Genomic DNA, 21,693 nt, shown 5'->3' on the forward strand with positions numbered 1-21,693 from the left:
AAGGGGTCCGACGGTTGTGCGCATCAGCGCCCCAAGCGTCCGCGAACCATTCCGACCATGGCGTTGAGCTCTTCGATGCGCATCCTCTTGGCAGCCACGAGGAACACGACGGCCAGCGCGACACCGCCGGCGGCCAACGCGGCCAAGGAACCGGTGACTCCACTGCCGAGCCACTGGGTGACAGCGTAGGCGGCTGCACCGGCCACGGCGGCCGCGGGGACGCACGCACCGGTGAGGCGCGCGTAGGTGCGCATCACGTGGGCGCCGTCGAGGTCGCCGCCCAGCCGGTTGCGCAGCCGACGCCAGGCGACGCCGACGCCGACGGTGTAGCCGAGGCCGTAGGCGGCCGCCATGCCGACGACCGCCCAGCGGGCGGGGAGCACGAAGAACGCGGCGGTGGAGACGGCCGCGTTGACGGTGGCGACGATGACCGTGTTGTAGAAGGGGGTCCGGGTGTCCTCGTAGGCGTAGAACCCGCGCAGGACGACGTACTGGACGGAGTACGGGATGAGCCCGAGGCCGAAGGCCATCAGGACGTAGCCGATGTTCTGGGCGCCGGAGCCGGAACCGGCGTACAGCAGCGTGGCCATGGGGACGCCGAGGGCGAGGAACGCGAAGGCACACGGCACGATCGCGACGGCCGAAGTGCGCAGCCCGTACGAGATGTCGTCGCGGACGGCGGCGGCGTCCCCGTCGTGGGCGGAGCGGGAGATGCGGGGCAGGACGGCCGTCATGACGGAGACGGTGATGATGGCCTGCGGCATCTGCCACAGCAGCAGCGCGTAGTTGTAGGCCGTGATGCCGGTGCCCGGGTGGCCCTGCTTCTCGGCGACGGATCCGGCCCAGGTCGCGAGCTGGGTCACGACGACGAGGCCGATCTGGTTGGCGAGGACGAAGAAGAACGTCCACTTGGCCAGGCGGGCGGCCTTGCCGAGGCCGTGGCCCCGCCAGTCGAACCGCAGGCGCGGCTTGAAGCCGGCGTCGCGCAGGTAGGGCAGCATCGCGAGCGCCTGGACGGTGAGGCCCAGGAGAGTGCCGAGGCCGAGCAGGCGGACGCCGTCGGCCGTGACGGTGGTGGCACTGACTCCGGAGGTGGTGAAACCGCCGAAGGCCCAGATGAAGGCCCCGAAGGTGGCGATGACGACGATGTTGTTGAGGACGGGGGTCCACATCATCGCGCCGAACCGGCCGCGTGCGTTGAGGATCTGACCGAGGACCACGTGCACGCCCATGAAGAACATGGTCGGCAGGCAGTAGCGGGCGAAGGCGACCGCGACGTCCATCTGCTGGGGGTCCGAGGCGAGCTTCGGCGACATCATCGTGATGAACACCGGTGCGGCGAGGACGCAGATGGTGGTGATGGCGGCCAGCAGCACCACGACGAGGGTCAGGAGGCGGTTGGCGTAGGCCTCGCCCCCGTCGTCGTCCTGCTTCATGGCCCGCACCAGCTGGGGGATGAAGACGGCGTTGAGGGCGCCGCCGCCGACCAGCACGTAGATCATCGTCGGCAGGGTGTTGGCGATCTGGTACGTGTCGTTGAACGTGCCGACGCCGATGGCACCGGCGATGACGAGGGTCCGCAGGAAGCCGGTGATGCGGGAGACGATCGTGCCGGCGGCCATGAGGGCGCTGGACTTGAGCAGGCTGGAGGCGCGGCCGGCGGGCTTGCTCGGTGCCGGGACGGCGACGGGGGCGTCCTCGGCAGGGGTGCCGGGAGTCCCCTGCTGGTCCCGGTAGAGGTGCGCGAAGGCGTCGGGCTCGGGCTGCTCGTCCGCGGCCTTGGTGACCAGGGAGTCCACTCCGACGAACTGGGTGGTCGTGGCGTGGTCGCCGTAGGGCAGGTGCCGGGAGGGCCCGTCCGGCTCGGGCGGCGGGGTCTGCGCCCAGACGTGCGGGTCGGGGGCGTGTACGGGCGTCTGCGGCGCCGCGTAGAGCGGGCCGGGCTCCTGGTAGGTGCCGGGCGGCGGCGGAGGGTGCGAGGCCCGGTCGTACAGGACCTCGGCGACGGGATCCTGGGCCGACAGGTCCTGTGACCGGTAGGGGTCGTGCTCGTAGGCGTCTTGGACATACGGGTCGCGGTCCGGTGCGGGCGCAGGCACGGGGACCTGCCCGGGCACCGGGGTGCCCGGGGCAGTGCCCTGGGAGGGCGCGGGCCCACCAGTGCCCTGCGCGCGGTCACCGTCGTACGGCGCGTTCATCGAAACCCCACCTCATCGTCCCCAGGCCGACCGGCCACGGCATCGCTCAACGGTCCACTGTCTCACCCGTGCCGGACGGCCCGGTGCTTTGCGGTCCGGTGTCCGGGGTCTCGTCACTCGGCTGCGTGCTCTCCTCGGCGGCCGCCCGGGCCGCCACGCGCTTGCGGCTGGCGTACATCTTGATGCCCGCCAGGACGAGGAGGAGGACGCCGCCTGCGATGACGAGCATGACGGTGGGAGTGATCTCGGTGGCCTCCACGGTGAACTTGCGCTGCTTGCCGTAGGGCACGCCGTCCGTGGTGAAGAGCTGCGCGGTGACCTCGACGGGGCCGCTCGCGGTGGCGTTGGCGGTGAACTTGACCGTCTGGCTGTGTCCGCCCGTGACGGTCACTTCCTGCTCGGCCTGGCCGCTGTCGCCGAACACCAGGCGGGTCGGGTTGGCGGACTTCACCCGCAGGACGAGGTTGTGGACGTCCTGGACGAGGCTGTTCTGGACGCTGACCGGGATGGTAGCGCTGTGTCCGGACAGGGTGGCGTCGGACTTGGGGACGACCTTGACCTTCTCGGTGAGGCCGATCAGGTACTCCTGCACCTGGTCCCGGTAGAGCCGGGCCTCCTCGGGGTGGCCCCGCCAGGAGGTGGACATCTCGCGGTTGGTGGTGTTGCCGAAGGGGATCTCCACGCGGTCGGGCGCGGTGAGGATCACCTTGAAGTGGTCCAGGGTGTTCTGGGTCGTGCGGATCTTCTCGAAGGCGGAGACCGGAAGCTCCGTCTTGCGCAGCGCATCGGGGTACTGGCCGGCGCCCGGGACCTGGGTGTTGACGCCCGGGTCGGGTTTGGCGGCGGCCGCGCCCTCGAGGTCGGCCGGCTGGGTCCAGCGGCCCGCCTGCAGCCCCCGCAGCGCGGCTGCCATGGTCTGCACCTGGCTGGAGGAGGGCATCCGCTGCGGGGTGACGACGAAGCTGCGCTGGCTGTCGGTCTTCTGCAGGTTCAGGGCGAGGCTCTGGGCGAGGAAGCGCTGCACGGCCAGGGTGGCGTTCCCGGCGCCCAGCATGTCGCCGTCGAAGGCGGTGGAGAGATCGGCGTCGGCGACGACGGCGGTGGTTCCCGCGCCGATGGGACGGGCGGCCGACGGGGTGTAGCCCAGGGCGCCGGTCTCCTGGAGGCTGTCGCTGCGCGTGAGGACGTTGTGGGCGCCCGCCGAGGTGGCCACGTTGACGATCGACGGGTCGATGGCGCCGTCCAGGGGCCAGGAGAAGTCGGTGGACGGGGAGACGTGCAGCACCGTCTCCACGGCCTGCTTCGCCTTGTCGGTGGCCGGCCGCAGCTGGCCCAGGGTGCCCGACACGTCCTTGCCCTGGTGGGCGAGGGAGGCGATGTCCGGATCGGCGAACGGCAGCGCCACGATCTTCTTGCCCTGGACCGCGGCTTCCAGGGAGCTCAGCCACTGCTCGGCGACGGCCTTGTTCTTGCCCTGGACGACCCGCCCGTCCGGCGTGCGGAACCGGTAGCCCTTGGTCATGGCGTCGACCGTGTAGAGCAGGTCGGGGTCGATGACCCAGGTGACGGGCAGGTCCTTGCCGAGAGCGACCATCTGCTGGAGGCGCCCGCCGGACTTGAGGTCCTCGGCGAGCGAGTCGTCGAGGAAGACGGGGGTCTGGAGCTCGTCCGAGCCGGTCTCCGCCGTCAGGTGCGTGGTGGAGATCAGCGGCCACAGGTAGGTGAGCTGGGAGCGCTTGGAGGCCGCCTCGGGCTGCCAGGGCAGGAAGGTCCGCTTGATGCCGAGGACCTGCTCGTACGGGCGGCTCTCGGTCTCCCCGGACAGCGAGACGCCGAGCTGGTAGACGCCGTCCTTGTCCAGCTCCAGCTTGTTCACCGGGATCGTGAGGGTGAACTCCTGCTTGACCTTCGACGGCAGCGAGGCGATCTTCACGGCGTAGGCCTGGTCGATCTCGCCGGGATCCGTGCCGGCCCGGAAGCCGGCGCGTTCCGCCGCCTCGTCGATGGAGGCCCGGTCGCCCAGCACGGGCCCGACCCGCAGGCCCACGTGCGCGCCGGTGATCGTCTCGCGGCCGTTGTTGACCACGCTGCCGGAGATCGTGAGGGTGTCGCCCTTGACCGGGGCCGTGGGGGCCATCTCGGTCAGCTGCACGTCGACGGCACCCGCCTCGGCGGCTTGGGCGGCCTGAGGGGCGGGTGAGTAGACCAGAGCGGCGAGCACGGGAGTCCCGGCCAGCAGAACGACTGCGCGCCGCAGCCAGCGGCGCCGGGCAGGTGCGGGGGGTGCCCCCTGGATGTCTGCCGCCTCGGCCACGCGCTGCCCGTCCCTCGAAGTGTCAGTGGTCGTCGTCTGTGCGTCCACAGATGGTAACGAGACCCGCTGTGCGCGAGTGCCGCGCCTTGCTCCACATGATCGTGACCGGCCCGGCGGCACCGCAGGCCGGGGTCGCCACAAACAGGGAAGCCCTCGCCGGGCCGGGCACGTACCCTTTTCTGTTGTGCCGAACGCCAACGAAGACAATCCCAGTGCCCTGAGTCAGGTGCAGCACCGCGCGGTCAGTGAACTGCTGCGGGTCGCCCCTGTCGCCGACGAGCTCGGCCGCCGGTTCCACGAGGCGGGCTTCCGCCTCGCCCTGGTCGGCGGGTCCGTACGCGATGCGCTGCTCGGGCGTCTCGGCAACGACCTCGACTTCACCACCGACGCCCTCCCCGGGGACGTTCTGAGGATCATCCGCCCGTGGGCCGACTCGGTCTGGGACGTCGGCATCGCCTTCGGCACCGTCGGGGCCCAGAAGGACGGCTTCCAGATCGAGGTGACCACGTACCGCTCGGAGTCGTACGACCGCACCTCGCGCAAGCCGGAGGTCTCCTACGGCGACTCGATCGAGGAGGACCTGGTCCGCCGCGACTTCACCGTGAACGCGATGGCGGTCGCACTGCCGGAGAAGGAGTTCGTGGACCCGCACGGCGGTCTGGAGGACCTCCAGGCGGGCGTTCTGCGCACTCCCGGCACCCCGGAGGACTCCTTCTCCGACGACCCGCTGCGGATGCTGCGTGCGGCGCGCTTCGCCGCCCAGCTCGACTTCGAGGTCGCCCCCGAGGTCGTCGCGGCGATGCGGGCGATGTCCGACCGGATCGAGATCGTCTCGGCGGAGCGGGTGCAGGGTGAGCTGAACAAGCTGCTGCTGTCTGCGCACCCCCGCAAGGGCCTGGGCCTGCTCGTGGACACCGGGCTGGCCGACCACGTGCTGCCCGAGCTGCCCGCCCTGCGGCTGGAGAGTGACGAGCACCACCGCCACAAGGACGTCTACGACCACTCGCTGATCGTGCTGGAGCAGGCGATGGCTCTCGAGCAGGACGGCCCGGACCTGGTGCTGCGGCTGGCTGCCCTGCTCCACGACATCGGCAAGCCGCGTACCCGCCGGTTCGAGAGCGACGGCCGGGTCTCCTTCCACCACCACGAGGTGGTGGGCGCGAAGATGACCAAGAAGCGCATGACCGCGCTGAAGTACTCCAACGACATGGTCAAGGACGTGTCCCGGCTCGTGGAGCTGCACCTGCGCTTCCACGGCTACGGGGACGGCGAGTGGACCGACTCCGCGGTGCGGCGCTACGTCCGCGACGCCGGCCCGCTGCTGGAGCGCCTGCACAAGCTGACCCGGTCGGACTGCACCACCCGCAACAAGCGCAAGGCCAACGCCCTCTCCCGCACCTATGACGGCCTGGAGGAGCGCATTGCGCAGCTCCAGGAGCAGGAGGAGCTCGACGCCATCCGGCCCGACCTGGACGGCAACGAGATCATGCAGGTGCTGGGTGTCGGCCCGGGGCCGGTGATCGGTAAGGCGTACGCGTTCCTGCTGGACCTGCGGCTGGAGAACGGCCCCATGGAGCGCGACGCCGCGGTGACCGCCCTCAAGGAGTGGTGGGCCGCACAGGCCTGATGCGGCCGGCGCCTCACACGTCCGCGCGGGGCGATGTTTCACGTGAAACATCGCCCCGTCGCTTCAGGTACACCGCCGTGAGCGCGTAGAGGACGGCCACGCTCACGATCAGCGCGACGGACTGCCCGTCCTGGGGGAGCATGAGTGCCGCCACGGCGGCCGCACTCACGAACGCGATGTTGAAGAGCACGTCGTAGACGGAGAACACGCGGCCGCGGTAGTCGTCGTCCACATGGGACTGGATGGCCGTGTCGGTGGAGATCTTGGCGCCCTGGGTGGCGAGGCCGAGCACGAAGGCTGCGACCAGCATCGGGCCGGGCTTGAAGAACAGTCCGAGTGGCGGCACCAGGACGGCAGCCCCTGCGGAACAGGCCGTGATCCAGCCGCGGGTACCCAGCCGGCCCACCAGCCAGGGGGTGACGACGGCGGCCGTGAAGAATCCGGCCCCGGAGACGCCGACCGCGATGCCCAGCAGGGCGAGACCGCCGGACTCCGTGTCCGACCAGGAGTAGCGGCAGAGCATGAGAAGCGTCACGAACAGCGCCCCGTAGCAGAAGCGCATCAGGGTCATGGCGGTGAGCGCCTGGGCCGCCTCGCGCCGGGAGGCCAGGTGTCGCAGCCCTTCGGCCATGCCCCGGACGGTCAGGGCGACCCCCTCGGCGACCGACGGGTGGACCTGTCCGGCAGGGTGGTCCGGTCCGAGCAGCCCCACGGCCAGACGCAGCGAGACCAGGGCCGCGCACAGGTAGAGCGCGGCGCCGAGCAGCACCACCACGGCGTTGGAATCGGAAGCCAGCAGCTGGACGAGGAAGGCGAGTCCGCCGCCGGCGACCGCCGCGAGCGTCCCTGCCGTGGGCGAGAGCGAATTGGCGGTGACCAGCTGGGCGGGGCCGACGACGCGGGGCAGGGACGCGGCGAGCCCGGCCAGGACGAAGCGGTTGACGGCGGTCACCGAGAGGGCCGAGGCGTAGAAGAGCCAGTCGGGGACGTGCGCGACGATCAGCACGCCGGTGCCGCACGCGAGGAGTGCCCGCAGCAGGTTGCCGTAGAGGAAGACCTGTCGGCGCCGCCACCGGTCGAGCAGCACCCCGGCGAAGGGACCGATCACCGAGTAGGGCAGCAGCAGGACCGCCATGGCCGAGGCGATGGCCGCGGGCGAGGTCTGCTTCTCCGGGGAGAACACCACGTACGTGGCGAGCGCCACCTGGTACACGCCGTCCGCCGCCTGGGAGAGCAGCCGTACGGCGAGCAGGTTGCGGAAGTCCCTCAGGCGCAGGAGTACGCGCAGATCACGTACGACAGGCATGAGGGCAAGGGTCACATACGCGGAGGGTCCCCGGGCACATTGCCCAGGGACCCTCCGCGGAAGAACAGTCGAAGACCAGGTGTCCGAAGACACCGGGAGGGCGACTTAGCGCTCGACCTCGCCCTTGATGAACTTCTCGACGTTGGCCAGGGCCTCGTCGTCGAAGTACTGCACCGGCGGGGACTTCATGAAGTAGCTCGAGGCCGACAGGATCGGGCCGCCGATGCCGCGGTCCTTGGCGATCTTCGCGGCACGCAGGGCGTCGATGATGACACCGGCGGAGTTCGGGGAGTCCCACACCTCGAGCTTGTACTCGAGGTTCAGCGGGACGTCGCCGAAGGCGCGGCCTTCGAGGCGGACGTAGGCCCACTTGCGGTCGTCGAGCCATGCGACGTAGTCGGACGGGCCGATGTGGACGTTCTTCTCGCCGAGCTCACGGTCGGGGATCTGCGAGGTGACGGCCTGCGTCTTGGAGATCTTCTTCGACTCGAGGCGGTCCCGCTCGAGCATGTTCTTGAAGTCCATGTTGCCGCCGACGTTGAGCTGCATGGTGCGCTCGAGACGGACACCGCGGTCCTCGAACAGCTTCGCCATCACGCGGTGCGTGATGGTGGCGCCGACCTGCGACTTGATGTCGTCGCCGACGATCGGGACACCGGCCTCGGTGAACTTGTCCGCCCACTCCTTGGTGCCGGCGATGAAGACCGGGAGGGCGTTGACGAAGGCGACCTTGGCGTCGATGGCGCACTGGGCGTAGAACTTCGCCGCGTCCTCGGAGCCGACCGGCAGGTAGCAGATCAGGACGTCGACTTCGCGGTCCTTGAGGATCTGGACCACGTCGACCGGGGTCTCGGCGGACTCCTCGATCGTCATGCGGTAGTACTTGCCCAGGCCGTCCAGGGTGTGGCCGCGCTGCACGGTCACGCCCTTGTTGGGGACGTCGCAGATCTTGATGGTGTTGTTCTCGCTGGCGCCGATGGCGTCCGAGAGGTCGAGGCCGACCTTCTTCGCGTCGACGTCGAACGCGGCGACGAACTCGATGTCACGCACGTGGTAGTCGCCGAACTGGACGTGCATCAGACCGGGGACCTTGGCCGCCGGGTCGGCGTCCTTGTAGTACTCGACGCCCTGCACCAGCGAGGCGGCGCAGTTGCCCACGCCGACGATGGCTACGCGAACCGAACCCATTCCGGTTGCTCCCTGTTTGTTCTCGGACGAGGCCTGCGAGATGCAGGCCTCACTTTGCAGTTTCGTCGGGCGGACCGGGTCGTCTCTGATCCCGTCCCGCCCGCTCACTCTCGATGAGCTCGTTCAGCCAGCGCACTTCGCGCTCCACGGACTCCATTCCGTGCCGCTGCAGCTCAAGGGTGTAGTCGTCGAGGCGCTCCCGCGTACGCGCGAGTGAGGCGCGCATCTTCTCCAAGCGCTCCTCGAGCCGGCTGCGACGGCCCTCCAATACCCTCATGCGTACTTCCCGCTCGGTCTGACCGAAGAAGGCGAAGCGGGCGGCGAAGGACTCGTCCTCCCAGGCGTCGGGGCCCGTGTGGGCCAGGAGCTCCTCGAAGTGCTCCTTACCTGCAGCCGTCAACCGGTAGACGATCTTGGCTCGGCGCCCTGCGAGTGAAGTGGCGAGAGCGTCTTCCGGGGCGTTGCCCGGTTCTTCGATCAACCAGCCGTTGGCTACCAACGTCTTGAGGCAGGGGTAGAGCGTTCCGTAGCTGAACGCCCGGAACACCCCCAGCGAGGTGTTGAGCCGCTTGCGGAGCTCGTACCCGTGCATGGGGGATTCGCGAAGGAGGCCGAGGACGGCGAACTCGAGGATGCCTGAGCGCCTGCTCATCCGCCTGCCTCCTTCACCTCTGAGTTTTTATGCCGAGCTGATGTATCGGCTCGATACATCCAGACGATAGAACGGGCTGTCTTCGGCGACAAGGGGAGATGTGGTGACCGGCGTCACATCACCAATTCGTACCAGGCGAGTTGCCTGATTTGGGGTGAACTTCGGCACTGTTCGGGTTTTGAGCGTGCGTAGTCTGTGGGCCATGACAACGGGGGGAACCGGAATTCACCTGCCGCTTCCAGGCCACTCGCCTGCCCGAGGAGTAGTCGTTCGATGAGCGAGCACCGCCGCAAACCGCCGCAGCCCGAGGGTGGCGGACGTGCCGCGGCCCGCCGGGCCGCCCAGCAGCGCCCTGGCCGGGGCGCCGGGCCCGCACGTGACGTCCCCACGGCGTCACCCAGCGGACCGTACGCAGAGCCGCACGGCCACGGAGGCCGTGCCGGGGCACGCCGGGCTGCCCCCCGTGGATCCGGAGGCGGTGGACGCGCCGCAGGCCCCGCCGGCCGCGGTTCGGGCCGCCCGGACAAGCGGCTGATCAACTACCCGCGCTCCGACAAGGCAGGCTGGCAGCGCTTCGTGCCGTCCTGGAAGCTGGTCTGCGGCACGGCCCTCGGCTTCTTCGCGATCATCACGGCAGGGGCCGGCATCGGCATCGCGTCGGTGAACACGCCCGACCCGAACAAGACGGCCCAAGCGCAGAACAACGTCTTCTACTGGGAAGACGGCTCCCAGATGGTGGCCACCGGCGGTTCGATGAACCGGCAGATCGTGCCCATCAACAAGATCCCCAAGTCGATGCAGAACGCCGTGATCGCCGCCGAGAACGAGTCCTTCGAGACGGACAAGGGCGTCGACCCGATGGGCATCGCCCGGGCCGTGTGGAACATGGCCAAGGGCGGCTCCACCCAGGGCGGCTCGACCATCACCCAGCAGTACGTCAAGAACACGTACCTGGACTCCGACCAGACGCTCAAGCGCAAGGCCACCGAGCTCTTCATCTCGATAAAGCTGGGCGTTTCCGAGGAGAAGGACACGATCCTCGCGGGCTACCTCAACACCGCCTACTACGGCCGGGACGCGTACGGCATCCAGGCGGCCGCGCGGGCCTACTTCGGCAAGGACTGCGTCGACCTCACGCCCTCCGAGAGCGCCTTCCTCGCCTCCGTGCTCAAGGGCCCCAACCTCTACAACCCGGACGGCGGCATCGGTGCCGCGGCCACCCCCGAGAAGAACACCGAGCGGGCCAAGGAGCGCTGGGCCTGGGTCCTGGACCGCGAGGTCGCGGTGAAGCGGATGCCGAAGGCCGAGCGGGACCAGTTCAAGGAGTTCCCCAAGATCGTTGACTCCGAGCAGGCCCGTGGCCTGGCCGGGCAGACCGGCTACCTGGTCGAGACGGCCAAGCAGTACGTGATGAAGGTCACGGGCATCACGGCCGACGAGATGGCCCGCGGCGGCTACCAGATCAAGACCACCTTCCAGAAGCCGAAGGTGGACGCACTGGTCAAGGCCGTCGAGGACACCCGCAACGACTTCCTGGACGAGAAGGCCCGGCCCGAGTACGACACCTTCGTGCAGTTCGGCGCGGCCTCCGTGGACGTGAAGTCCGGAGCGATCGTGGCCCTGTACGGCGGCCCGGGCATGGACAAGAAGTACTTCAGCAACAACGCCAACACCATCGGCGTCCCGGTCGGATCGACCTGGAAGCCGTACGTCCTGGCGGCCGCGATGCAGTACGGCACCCAGAACTCGAACGGCCGGGGCATTTCGGCCGACAGCAAGTACAACGCGAACGACCTGACGGTGATCAACAACCGCGACGGCAAGCCGCTGAGGGACGCGTCCGGCAAGCCGTTCAAGCAGAAGAACGAGAGCACCTACCCCTACGGATACGTGACCCTCAACGAGGCGATGGAGAAGTCCATCAACGTGCCGTTCGCACAGCTCGTCTTCGACGTGGGCCACAGCAAGGTCCGGGAGGTCGCCGAGTCCACGGGCATCCTCAAGGACTCGATGAACCCGAACAACGACGCCTCGTTCGCCCTCGGCACCTCGACCCCGAGCGCCATCCGCATGGCCGACTCCTACGCCACCTTCGCCGCCTCCGGCACCCACCGCGAGCCGTTCTCCGTGACCCGCGTCGAAAAGGACGGCAAGGAGCTGCCCGGCTTCGGGGCCCCCAAGGAACAGCGGGCGATGGACAACGCGATCGCCGACAACATCACCAAGGTCCTGCAGAACGTCGTCGAGAACGGCACGGGCACCAAGGTCCGGAAGCTCGGCTTCAACCGGCCCGCCGCGGGCAAGACCGGAACCACCGACCAGAACAAGTCGGCCTGGTTCGTCGGCTACACCCCGGAGCTGTCCACCTCGGTCGCCCTGTTCCGCACCGACCCGAACTCGGCGGACAAGAAGCTGATCTCCATGAACGGTGTGGGCGGCGTCGACTCCATCCACGGTGGCGACATCCCGGCCGCGATCTGGACCGAGTACATGAAGGAAGCCCTCAAGGGCACGCCGGTCAAGGAGTTCCCGGAGGCCGACAAGATCGGCGTCACCGCGGACGCCTCGGGCGCCCCTTCGCCGAGCCCCTCCTTCGCCCCCTCGCCGGCCCCGTCGATGCCCTCGCCGTCGGCGAGCTCCTCGCCGCCGGTCTCCCCCAGCCCGTCGAAGGGCGGCAAGCCGACCTGCAAGCCGTGGGAGCTGTACTGCATCCCGGACACCAGTGGCGGCACCAACACCGGCACCACCAACGGCGGCGGCGCCGGCGGATCCAGCGGATCACCGTCTCCGACGCCATCGGGCAAACCGGGCCGCCCGGGCGGAACCAGCTGGGGGACCTCGGTCGGGACCTCGGGCTGACCCCCTCCCCCTGCTCCGACGAGGGCCGTCGCACACGGTGTGGCGGCCCTCCCGCATGCCCGGCCCCGTACGGCAGGATGAGCGCATGACCAAGGTGCACGAGGAACGGCCCGTACTGCCCACCCAGCAGGACGAGGTCGCCACGGCAGGCAGCGAGTTCCTCGGCGGCCCGATGGGCCGCTACGCCCGGCTGGGCGGCCACTGGCTGACCCCGGTGCGCGTCGTGGTCCTCGTCGCCCTCGGGCTGTTCGCGCTCGGCATGGTGCAGAAGCTGCCCTGCTACGACTGGGCGTGGTTCCGCGGAGCCGGCTCGCAGTACACGCACGCCTGCTACTCGGACATCCCGCACCTCTTCGCCGTACGCGGCTTCGCCGACGGACTCACGCCCTACTTCGACCGGCTCCCCGGCGACATGGAGTACCTGGAGTACCCGGTGCTCACCGGGCTCTTCATGGAGGTCGCCTCCTGGCTGACCCCCGGCAGCGGCTCCATGCAGCACCGCGAGCAGATGTACTGGATGGTCAACGCGGGGATGCTGATGGCCTGCGCCGCGGTCATCGCCGTGTGCGTCGCACGCACCCACCACCGCCGGCCCTGGGACGCGCTGCTCTTCGCCCTCGCACCCGCCTACGCGCTCACCGCGACGATCAACTGGGACCTGCTGGCCATCGCCCTGACCGCCGCGGGAATGCTCATGTGGTCCCGCGGCCGGACCGTGCTCTTCGGCGTCTTCATCGGCCTGGCCACTGCGGCGAAGCTGTATCCCGTCCTGCTGCTCGGCGTGCTGTTCGTGCTGTGCTGGCGGTCCGGGAAGTGGCGGGCGTTCGGCTCCGCCGCCCTCGGCGCGGCCGTCTCCTGGCTCCTGGTGAACCTGCCGGTCATGATCTACGCCTGGGACGGCTGGAAGAAGTTCTACACGTTCAGCCAGGAACGGCCGATCGACTTCGGGTCCGTGTGGCTGCTCATCTCCCAGCGCTCCGGGAACCCCCTGCACGACGCCAACACGTACGCGACGGGCCTGACGCTGCTGCTGTGCGCGGGCATCGGAGTGCTGACGCTGACCGCCCCGCGCCGCCCGCGCTTCGCCCAGCTGGCCTTCCTGGTCGTGGCCGCCTTCATCCTGGCCAACAAGGTCTACTCGCCGCAGTACGTGCTGTGGCTCATCCCGCTGGCGGCGCTGGCCAGGCCGCGCTGGCGGGACTTCCTGATCTGGCAGGCCGGCGAGGTCGTGTACTTCCTCGGGATCTGGCTGTACCTCGCCTACACGACCAGCGGGGACAAGCACCAGGGCCTGCCCGTGGAGGGCTACCAGGTGGCGATCGCCGCCCACCTGCTGACGACCCTCTACCTGTGCGGGGTGGTCGTCCGCGACATCCTGATGCCCGAGCGGGACGTCGTACGCCGCGACGGGTCGGACGACCCGTCGGGAGGGGTCCTGGACGGGGCCGAGGACGTCTTCGCGCTGTCGGACGCCGCGAGGGCGCCGCAGGATGCGGCGCCCTCGGAGGGACAGCGGGTCGAGTGGGGCATGGCCCGCAAGGACTGACCGGTCAGGCGTCGAGCACCCGGTCGAACTGCGTGGTGGTGTGGCGCAGGTGCGCCACCAGCTCGTCGCCGACCTTCGGCTCGGGGGCGTCCGACGGCACGAACAGGATCGAGACCTGCATGTGCGGGGGCTCCGCGAACCAGCGCTGCTTGCCCGCCCACACGAACGGCGACAGGTTCCGGTTCACGGTGGCCAGACCGGCCCGGGCGACGCCCTTGGCGCGCGGCATCACGCCGTGCAGGGCCTTGGGGGCCTCCAGGCCCACCCCGTGCGAGGTCCCGCCGGCGACCACGACCAGCCAGCCGTCGGAAGCCGCCTTCTGCTGCCGGTAGCCGAACCGGTCGCCCTTGGCGACGCGCGTGACGTCCAGGACGGCGCCGCGGTACTCGGTCGCCTCGTGGTCGCCCAGCCACAGCCGGGTGCCGATCCGCGCCCGGAAGCGGGTCTGCGGGAACTGCTGCTGCAGCCGCGCCAGCTCCTCGGCCCGCAGGTGGCTGACGAACATGGTGTGCAGCGGAAGCCGGGCCGCGCGCAGCCGGTCCATCCAGCCGATGACCTCCTCGACGGCGTCCGAGCCGTCCGGGCGGTCCAGCGGCAGGTGCAGGGCGAAGCCCTCCAGCCGCACGTCCTCGATCGCCGAGTGCAGCTGGCTCAGGTCCTGCTCGGAGATGCCGTGGCGGCGCATCGAGCTCATGCACTCGATGACCACGCGGGCGCCGACCAGGCCGCGGACCCCGTCCAGCGAGGACACCGAGCGGATCACCCGGTCCGGCAGCGGCACCGGCTCCTCGCCCCGCCGGAACGGGGTGAGGACGAGCAGGTCACCGCCGAAGAAGTCCTTGATGCTGGCGGCCTCGTACGTGGTCCCGACGGCCAGGACGTCGGCGCCCAGCCGGGTCGCCTCCTCGCACAGCCGCTCGTGGCCGAAGCCGTAGCCGTTGCCCTTGCAGACCGGGATCATCCCGGGGAACTGGTCCTGGATCTGCTTCTGGTGCGCACGCCAGCGCGCGGTGTCGACGTAGAGCGTGAGCGCCATGCCCGTCCGGAGCCTCTCTCGAAAGCTGCAAGGTGCAGCGGTGCGGTGTGGGGGATGCAGCAGCAGGTCAGCGGCGCGACATGTAGATGTCGAGCGCCTTGTGCAGCATCTTGTTGAGCGGGAAGTCCCACTCACCGACGTACTCGACGGCTTCGCCGCCCGTACCGACCTTGAACTGGATCAGGCCGAACAGGTGGTCGTTCTCGTCCAGCGTGTCACTGATGCCGCGCAGGTCGTAGACGCTGGCACCGAGCGCGTACGAATCGCGCAGCATGCGCCACTGCATCGCGTTCGAGGGCCGCACCTCGCGCTTGTGGTTGGCGGATGCGCCGTACGAGTACCAGACGTGCTGGCCGACGGTGAGCATCGTGGCGGCGGCCAGCGGCTCCCCCTCGTGCTTCGCGATGTACAGCCGCATCCGGTTCGGGTCCTCGGAGTTGAGGGCCGTCCACTGGCGCTGGAAGTAGCTGAGCGGGCGCGGGCGGAACTTGTCGCGCTCGGCCGTGATCTCGTAGAGCTCCTGCCAGACCGGCAGGTCCTCGTAACCGCCCTGGACGACCTCGACGCCGGCCTTCTCGGCCTTCTTGATGTTGCGGCGCCACAGCTGGTTGAAGCCCTTGAGGACGTCGTCCAGCGAGCGGTTGGCGAGCGGCACCTGGAAGACGTAGCGGGGCTGCACGTCGCCGAAGCCGGCGCCGCCGTCCTCGCCCTGCTGCCAGCCCATGCGGCGCAGCTTGTCGGACACCTCGAACGCGCGGGGCTCGATGTGCGAGGCCTCCACGTCCCGCAGGCGCTTGACCTCGGGGTCCTGGATTCCGGCCTTGATGGCGGCGGAGTTCCAGCGGCGGATGACGACGGGCGGACCCATCTTCACGGTGAAGGCGCCCTGGCGCTTGAGGTGCGCCAGCATCGGCTGGAGCCACTCCTCCAGGTTCGGGGCGTACCAGTTGATGACCGGGCCTTCGGGAAGGTAGGCGAGGTACCGCTTCACCTTGGGCAGCTGGCGGTACAACACGAGGGCGGCACCGACCAGTTCGTCGTTCTGGTCGAACCAACCGAGGTTCTCGGAGCGCCACTCGTTCTTCACGTCGGCCCACGCCGGGACCTGGCAGTGGCTAGCCGAGGGCAGGCTCTGGAGGTATCCCAGATGCTGCTCTCGGCTGATGGTCCTCAGGGACAGGCTCATGCGGGGCGTCTCCTCCGGCGGCTTCGCTGGCTATGGCGCGAAGCCTACTGCGACAAGGGCGCCACCCATCTGGGGGACGGGCCGGGCCCGGGCCGGTGAGCGGCCGGTGCCCTGTCGCGGAGGTACCCCCGGTCGGCCCCGTCAGCCGCCGAAGAGACCGCCGTGGAACATGCCGAGGTAGAAGCCCACGGCCGAGGCGCCAAGCCCGATGATCAGTGCGAAGCGCTCGCGTGTCGTCTCGGAGATGAACTGTCCGTACGCGCCGGTCAGGATGCCGACGAGCCCGGTCCACGAGCTGAGCAGGTGCAGATTGTCGAAGAATCCCGTGACGAACGCCACGATCCCGAGCACCAGCGTGGCCGCCATCAGCGTGTCCTGCAGCGGATGGGGCTTGCCGTCGGTGGCGAAGAGGGAGATGGGCTGACGTTGCATTGCCTGTGCCATCGGAAGGCACCTCCTGGCTGACGCAGAGCGGTGCGCGGGCCGCCCCCGGCAGGGGCCGGGGGCATAGCACCGAGCACACCCGATGAATACACAGTGTGGCCTCTTCCCGTCGGATTTCAACCGGAAGGAGTCGAGCAGGTAGTCTGTACAGCTGCGCGGTGTCTGCTCACAGACGCCGTGCGCACGCATCACGACCCTCCTGCCACGGAACGACCGTGGCCGCTGAGTCCAAAGGAGGTGGGTTCCACATGCGTCACTACGAAGTGATGGTCATCCTCGACCCCGATCTCGAGGAGCGCGCTGTCTCCCCGCTGATCGAGAACTTCCTCTCCGTCGTCCGTGAGGGCAACGGAAAGGTCGAGAAGGTCGACACCTGGGGCCGTCGTCGTCTCGCTTACGAGATCAAGAAGAAGCCCGAGGGCATCTACTCGGTCATCGACCTTCAGGCCGAGCCTGCGGTCGTCAAGGAGCTTGACCGACAGATGAACCTGAACGAGTCGGTTCTCCGGACCAAGGTCCTCCGCCCCGAGACCCACTGAACTTCGGTTCAGCGGTAATCGGGACCGAGTAGCACAGCAGCCCAGCAGCAAATCCCCGCCGAGAGGTTCATCCATGGCAGGCGAGACCGTCATCACGGTCGTCGGCAATCTCGTCGACGACCCCGAGCTGCGCTTCACCCCCTCGGGTGCGGCGGTCGCGAAGTTCCGTGTCGCGTCCACCCCCCGCACCTTCGACCGCCAGACCAACGAGTGGAAGGACGGCGAGAGCCTGTTCCTGACCTGCTCGGTGTGGCGGCAGGCGGCCGAGAACGTCGCCGAGTCCCTTCAGCGGGGCATGCGCGTCATCGTGCAGGGCCGGCTGAGGCAGCGGTCGTACGAGGACCGTGAGGGTGTCAAGCGCACGGTCTACGAGCTGGACGTCGAGGAAGTCGGCCCCAGCCTGAAGAACGCCACGGCCAAGGTCACCAAGACCACCGGTCGCGGTGGCCAGGGTGGATACGGCGGCGGTGGCCAGCAGCAGGGCGGCGGCGGTGGCTGGGGCGGAGCCCCCAGCGGCGGCGCCCCGCAGGGCGGCGGAGCTCCCTCCGACGACCCGTGGGCGTCCAGCGCGCCGGCCGGCGGCCAGCAGCAGGGCGGCGGGGGCGGCTGGGGCGGAAGCTCCGGCGGCTCCAACGGCGGCTACTCGGACGAGCCTCCCTTCTAGGGAAGCTCGCATCCCCACTTCTTGATCACACAGGAGAGACACAATGGCGAAGCCGCCTGTGCGCAAGCCTAAGAAGAAGGTCTGCGCGTTCTGCAAGGACAAGACCGCGTACGTGGACTACAAGGACACGAACATGCTGCGGAAGTTCATTTCCGACCGCGGCAAGATCCGTGCCCGCCGCGTCACCGGCAACTGCACGCAGCACCAGCGTGACGTCGCCACGGCCGTGAAGAACAGCCGTGAGATGGCGCTGCTGCCCTACACGTCCACCGCGCGATAAGGAAAGGGTGACCGACTAATGAAGATCATCCTGACCCACGAGGTTTCTGGCCTCGGTGCCGCCGGCGATGTCGTCGACGTCAAGGACGGTTACGCTCGCAACTACCTGGTCCCGCGTGGTTTCGCGATCCGCTGGACCAAGGGTGGCGAGAAGGACGTGGCGCAGATCCGCCGCGCCCGCAAGATCCACGAGATCGCGACCATCGAGCAGGCCAACGAGGTCAAGGCCAAGCTCGAGGGCACGAAGGTCCGTCTGGCCACCCGCTCGGGTGACGCCGGCCGTCTCTTCGGCTCCGTGACCCCGGCCGACATCGCCACGGCGATCGAGGCTTCCGGTGGTCCGAAGGTCGACAAGCGCCGCGTCGAGCTGGCTGCCCCGATCAAGACCCTCGGTTCGTACCAGGTCTCCGTGCGTCTGCACGCCGAGGTCGCCGCGAACGTGGGCGTTGAGGTTGTCGCCGCCTAAGTGCTGCACGCGAAGGGCCGCACCCCTGTGGGGTGCGGCCCTTCGTCGTTGCCGGGGCTGCCGGCCGATGTTTCACGTGAAACATGCCCAGGAGCATGCCGCGGAACACCCGTGTTTCACGTGAAACATCGGCACGTGGATCAGCGGGTCGCCCCCGCGACCAGCCATCGGCCGGAGCGTGCGCGCAGTTGGAGGGTGGCCATCCGGACCAGCATCATCAGGGTCATGGCCCACCAGAGCGCGGTCAGACCGCCTCCGGCGGTCGGGACGAGCAGGGCCACCGGGGTGAATGCGGCCAGCGTCACGAGCATCGCCCAGGCCAGGTAGCGGCCGTCTCCCGCACCCATGAGAACCCCGTCGAGCACGAACACGATGCCGGCCACCGGCTGGCACAGAGCCACGACCAGCAGGGCGGGCAGCAAGGCGTCCTCGACTGCCGGATCGCCGGTGAAGAGCGGGATGAACAGCGGGCGGGCCGCGATCACCAGCGCGCCCAGGACGATCCCGGAGACGATGCCCCACTGCACCACGCGGCGGCAGACGGCCCTGGCCCCCTCGGTGTCGCCGGCGCCCAGGTAGCGGCCGATGATGGCCTGTCCGGCGATGGCGATCGCGTCGAGAGCGAAAGCGAGCAGGCTCCACAGGGAGAGCAGTATCTGGTGGGCTGCGATGTCCGCGTCGCCGAGCCGCGCGGCCACGGCAGTTGCGATCATCAGGACGGCGCGCAGCGACAAGGTGCGCACCAGCAGCGGTACCCCGGCCTGGGCGCAGGCCCGGATACCCGCGGAGTCGGGGCGCAGTGAGGCCCCGTGCCGACGGGCTCCGCGGACCACCACCACGAGATAGGCGCCGGCCATGGCGCACTGGGCGATCACGGTGCCCCAGGCGGAACCGGCGATGCCGAAGCCTGCGCCGTACACGAGGACGCCGTTCAGGCCCGCGTTGAGAGCGAAGCCCCCGACGGCGACGTAGAGCGGGGTACGGGTGTCCTGGAGGCCGCGGATGACACCGGTGGCGGCCAGCACCATCAGCATGGCCGGGATACCCAGGGCGGAGATCCGCAGGTAGGTGACCGCGTACGGGGCGACAGTGTCGGAGGCTCCGAAGAGCGAGATCAGCCAGGGCGCCGTGGGGAGTACGACGGCTACGACGGCCGCCCCGATCAGGAGGGCGAGCCAGATGCCGTCCATGCCCTGCCGGATGGCTGCCGGGAGGTCCCCCGCGCCGACCCGGCGGGAGACGGCCGCGGTGGTGGCGTAGGCGAGGAACACGAAGACGCTGACGGCGGTGGTGAGGAGGGCGGCTGCGATGCCGAGTCCTGCCAGTTGGGGGGTGCCCAGGTGCCCCACGATGGCACTGTCCGCCATCACGAACAGGGGTTCGGCGACGAGGGCGCCGAAAGCCGGGACGGCGAGCGCGAGTATCTCGCGGTCGTGCCGTCTCGGGGCTGCCTTCAGCGGCACGAGAACCTGTGTCATGCGCTCAATCTAATCTTCCACAGGTAATAGACGCAACCGGTTTTGGATCCTTACCCGTGAGTTGACTTCCGTCTTCTCGGCACCCCGTTGGAGGCGATCTCGGAAACACTGCCAAGAAATTTCTCCCCCACAGCCCGTGGAGGAAGAATGTGCAGCTCAGGCGGGGTGTGTGGGGAGGGCAGGTGATTTTGTCCACAGCCCCGTCCCCTGGTCCGTGCACAGCTTCCGGCGACTTACCCACAGCATTGGGTCGGTCATCCACATCTCATCCACACAGCCTGTGGATAACAAGATTGGCTGACGTCGCTCCCGGGCCTACCGTTGGGCGTTGCCCGACTCGCCGACTGCGGATTCGGGTGCCCCAAATGTCAGAGCCGTGCCCTAGAAAGAGTGGCACGGCGAGGTCCGCGTTGCGGACGGGAGGAGGCGGCCCGGTGAGCATGCCCGAGCCCATGGACGACCCCTGGGCCGACAGCGGTCCCGGTGACCGTCTGCCCGCCCGTCCGCGCCGTAACAGCGACAGCCGGGGCCGCGGGGACGAACAGCACGAGCGGGGCCGCGAGGGCGGCTCCTGGGACGGCGGCGGCTTCGAGCGCGTCCCCCCGCAGGACCTCGACGCCGAGCAGTCGGTGCTCGGCGGCATGTTGCTGTCCAAGGACGCGATCGCGGACGTGGTCGAGGTCATCAAGGGCCACGACTTCTACCGGCCCTCGCACGAGACGATCTACCAGGCGATCCTCGACCTGTACGCCAAGGGCGAGCCGGCCGACCCGATCACGGTCGGCGCCGAGCTGACCCGCCGCGGTGAGATCAGCAAGGTCGGCGGGGCCTCGTACCTGCACACCCTCGTCCAGTCGGTCCCGACCGCTGCCAACGCCGAGTACTACGCGGAGATCGTTCACGAGCGGGCCGTCCTGCGCCGCCTCGTCGCTGCCGGTACGAAGATCACGCAGATGGGATACGCGGCGGACGGCGACGTCGACGAGATCGTCAACAGCGCCCAGGCCGAGATCTACGCGGTCACCGAGCAGCGGACCTCCGAGGATTACCTGCCGCTCGGCGACATCATGGAGGGTGCGCTCGACGAGATCGAGGCCATCGGCTCGCGCAGCGGCCAGATGTCGGGCGTCCCGACCGGGTTCACGGACCTCGACTCGCTGACCAACGGCCTGCACCCGGGCCAGATGATCGTCATCGCGGCCCGTCCCGCCATGGGCAAGTCCACCCTCGCGCTGGACTTCGCCCGAGCCTGTTCCATCAAGAGCAACCTGCCGAGCGTGATCTTCTCCCTCGAAATGGGGCGCAACGAGATCGCGATGCGTCTCCTGTCGGCGGAGGCCCGGGTGGCCCTGCACCACATGCGCTCGGGCACCATGACGGACGACGACTGGACCCGGCTGGCCCGCCGGATGCCGGATGTCTCCGCGGCGCCGCTCTACATCGACGACTCCCCGAACCTGTCGATGATGGAGATCCGGGCGAAGTGCCGGCGCCTCAAGCAGCGCAACGACCTCTCGCTCGTCGTCATCGACTACCTCCAGCTGATGCAGTCGGGGGGCTCCCGCCGTCCCGAAAGCCGCCAGCAGGAGGTCTCGGACATGTCACGAAACCTCAAGCTGCTGGCCAAGGAGCTCGAGGTGCCGGTGATCGCGCTGTCGCAGCTGAACCGTGGTCCCGAGCAGCGCACCGACAAGAAGCCGATGGTCTCCGACCTGCGTGAGTCGGGCTCGATCGAGCAGGACGCCGACATGGTGATCCTGCTGCACCGTGAGGACGCGTACGAGAAGGAGTCTCCCCGCGCGGGCGAGGCGGACCTGATCGTGGCGAAGCACCGTAACGGCCCCACGGCGACGATCACGGTCGCCTTCCAGGGCCACTATTCGCGGTTCGTGGACATGGCCAACACGTAGC

17 protein-coding genes are annotated in these 21,693 nt (G+C 69.1%); 8 read left to right on the top strand and 9 right to left on the bottom strand.

Going from position 1 to position 21,693, the window contains the following annotated elements:
- Window positions 1-23 precede the first annotated feature (23 nt).
- The gene (gene murJ / locus AB5J51_RS20660) at window positions 24-2,198 is read right to left on the bottom strand and encodes a murein biosynthesis integral membrane protein MurJ (protein ID WP_133897495.1); all 2,175 of its coding nucleotides are present in this window, start codon (window positions 2,196-2,198) and stop codon (window positions 24-26) included.
- A 46-nt stretch (window positions 2,199-2,244) separates the two neighbouring features.
- The gene (locus AB5J51_RS20665; protein ID WP_168724285.1) at window positions 2,245-4,512 is read right to left on the bottom strand and encodes a DUF6049 family protein; all 2,268 of its coding nucleotides are present in this window, start codon (window positions 4,510-4,512) and stop codon (window positions 2,245-2,247) included.
- Between the two features lie 184 nt (window positions 4,513-4,696).
- Between AB5J51_RS20665 and AB5J51_RS20670 the strand changes: the two genes are divergently transcribed.
- Window positions 4,697-6,139: a CCA tRNA nucleotidyltransferase gene (locus AB5J51_RS20670; protein WP_053785478.1), complete on the top strand. Its 1,443-nt coding sequence runs from the start codon at window positions 4,697-4,699 to the stop codon at window positions 6,137-6,139.
- A gap of 13 nt (window positions 6,140-6,152) precedes the next feature.
- On the opposite strand, the gene AB5J51_RS20675 is transcribed toward AB5J51_RS20670, so the two are convergent.
- The 3 genes from AB5J51_RS20675 to AB5J51_RS20685 all read right to left on the bottom strand — a co-directional run bounded on the left by AB5J51_RS20675 (window position 6,153) and on the right by AB5J51_RS20685 (window position 9,285).
- On the bottom strand, window positions 6,153-7,445 hold the full coding sequence (locus AB5J51_RS20675) for an MFS transporter (protein WP_053785477.1): 1,293 nt from the start codon (window positions 7,443-7,445) through the stop codon (window positions 6,153-6,155).
- A gap of 105 nt (window positions 7,446-7,550) precedes the next feature.
- On the bottom strand, window positions 7,551-8,633 hold the full coding sequence (locus AB5J51_RS20680) for an inositol-3-phosphate synthase (protein WP_030292620.1): 1,083 nt from the start codon (window positions 8,631-8,633) through the stop codon (window positions 7,551-7,553).
- A 49-nt stretch (window positions 8,634-8,682) separates the two neighbouring features.
- Window positions 8,683-9,285, bottom strand: coding sequence for a PadR family transcriptional regulator (locus tag AB5J51_RS20685; RefSeq protein WP_053785476.1), 603 nt, complete (start codon window positions 9,283-9,285; stop codon window positions 8,683-8,685).
- 273 nt (window positions 9,286-9,558) lie between these two features.
- Here AB5J51_RS20685 and AB5J51_RS20690 point away from each other — a divergent pair, with 273 nt between their 5' ends.
- A complete protein-coding gene (locus tag AB5J51_RS20690; protein ID WP_369778262.1) occupies window positions 9,559-12,144 on the top strand; it encodes a transglycosylase domain-containing protein in 2,586 nt (861 codons plus the stop codon).
- 85 nt (window positions 12,145-12,229) lie between these two features.
- Window positions 12,230-13,690 (top strand): glycosyltransferase family 87 protein, encoded by a 1,461-nt coding sequence (locus AB5J51_RS20695; protein WP_369778263.1) that lies wholly within the window; start codon window positions 12,230-12,232, stop codon window positions 13,688-13,690.
- A 4-nt stretch (window positions 13,691-13,694) separates the two neighbouring features.
- On the opposite strand, the gene AB5J51_RS20700 is transcribed toward AB5J51_RS20695, so the two are convergent.
- The 3 genes from AB5J51_RS20700 to AB5J51_RS20710 all read right to left on the bottom strand — a co-directional run bounded on the left by AB5J51_RS20700 (window position 13,695) and on the right by AB5J51_RS20710 (window position 16,356).
- Window positions 13,695-14,726: an alanine racemase gene (locus AB5J51_RS20700; protein WP_369778264.1), complete on the bottom strand. Its 1,032-nt coding sequence runs from the start codon at window positions 14,724-14,726 to the stop codon at window positions 13,695-13,697.
- 67 nt (window positions 14,727-14,793) lie between these two features.
- Window positions 14,794-15,912, bottom strand: coding sequence for a peptidoglycan bridge formation glycyltransferase FemA/FemB family protein (locus AB5J51_RS20705; RefSeq protein WP_030153200.1), 1,119 nt, complete (start codon window positions 15,910-15,912; stop codon window positions 14,794-14,796).
- A gap of 141 nt (window positions 15,913-16,053) precedes the next feature.
- Complete coding sequence (locus AB5J51_RS20710; protein WP_053785473.1) at window positions 16,054-16,356, bottom strand: hypothetical protein; 303 nt, start codon at window positions 16,354-16,356, stop codon at window positions 16,054-16,056.
- 248 nt (window positions 16,357-16,604) lie between these two features.
- Between AB5J51_RS20710 and rpsF the strand changes: the two genes are divergently transcribed.
- The 4 genes from rpsF (at window position 16,605) to rplI (ending at window position 18,304) form a co-directional block, all read left to right on the top strand.
- Window positions 16,605-16,895: a 30S ribosomal protein S6 gene (gene rpsF / locus AB5J51_RS20715; protein ID WP_004950685.1), complete on the top strand. Its 291-nt coding sequence runs from the start codon at window positions 16,605-16,607 to the stop codon at window positions 16,893-16,895.
- Window positions 16,896-16,968: 73 nt separating this feature from the next.
- On the top strand, window positions 16,969-17,559 hold the full coding sequence (locus AB5J51_RS20720; RefSeq protein WP_053785472.1) for a single-stranded DNA-binding protein: 591 nt from the start codon (window positions 16,969-16,971) through the stop codon (window positions 17,557-17,559).
- 43 nt (window positions 17,560-17,602) lie between these two features.
- Window positions 17,603-17,839 carry a 30S ribosomal protein S18 gene (rpsR, locus tag AB5J51_RS20725; RefSeq protein ID WP_005315025.1) on the top strand — a complete coding sequence of 79 codons (237 nt, stop codon included), beginning with the start codon at window positions 17,603-17,605 and terminating at the stop codon, window positions 17,837-17,839.
- 18 nt (window positions 17,840-17,857) lie between these two features.
- Window positions 17,858-18,304: a 50S ribosomal protein L9 gene (rplI, locus tag AB5J51_RS20730; RefSeq protein WP_030292603.1), complete on the top strand. Its 447-nt coding sequence runs from the start codon at window positions 17,858-17,860 to the stop codon at window positions 18,302-18,304.
- A 140-nt stretch (window positions 18,305-18,444) separates the two neighbouring features.
- On the opposite strand, the gene AB5J51_RS20735 is transcribed toward rplI, so the two are convergent.
- Window positions 18,445-19,782, bottom strand: a complete 1,338-nt coding sequence (locus AB5J51_RS20735) for an MATE family efflux transporter (protein WP_136224995.1) — start codon at window positions 19,780-19,782, stop codon at window positions 18,445-18,447.
- 452 nt (window positions 19,783-20,234) lie between these two features.
- Between AB5J51_RS20735 and dnaB the strand changes: the two genes are divergently transcribed.
- On the top strand, window positions 20,235-21,692 hold the full coding sequence (gene dnaB / locus AB5J51_RS20740; RefSeq protein WP_053785504.1) for a replicative DNA helicase: 1,458 nt from the start codon (window positions 20,235-20,237) through the stop codon (window positions 21,690-21,692).
- Window position 21,693: the final 1 nt, after the last annotated feature.

Origin of the sequence: Streptomyces sp. R33 (assembly GCF_041200175.1) — a bacterium.
Taxonomy (GTDB): domain Bacteria; phylum Actinomycetota; class Actinomycetes; order Streptomycetales; family Streptomycetaceae; genus Streptomyces; species Streptomyces katrae_B.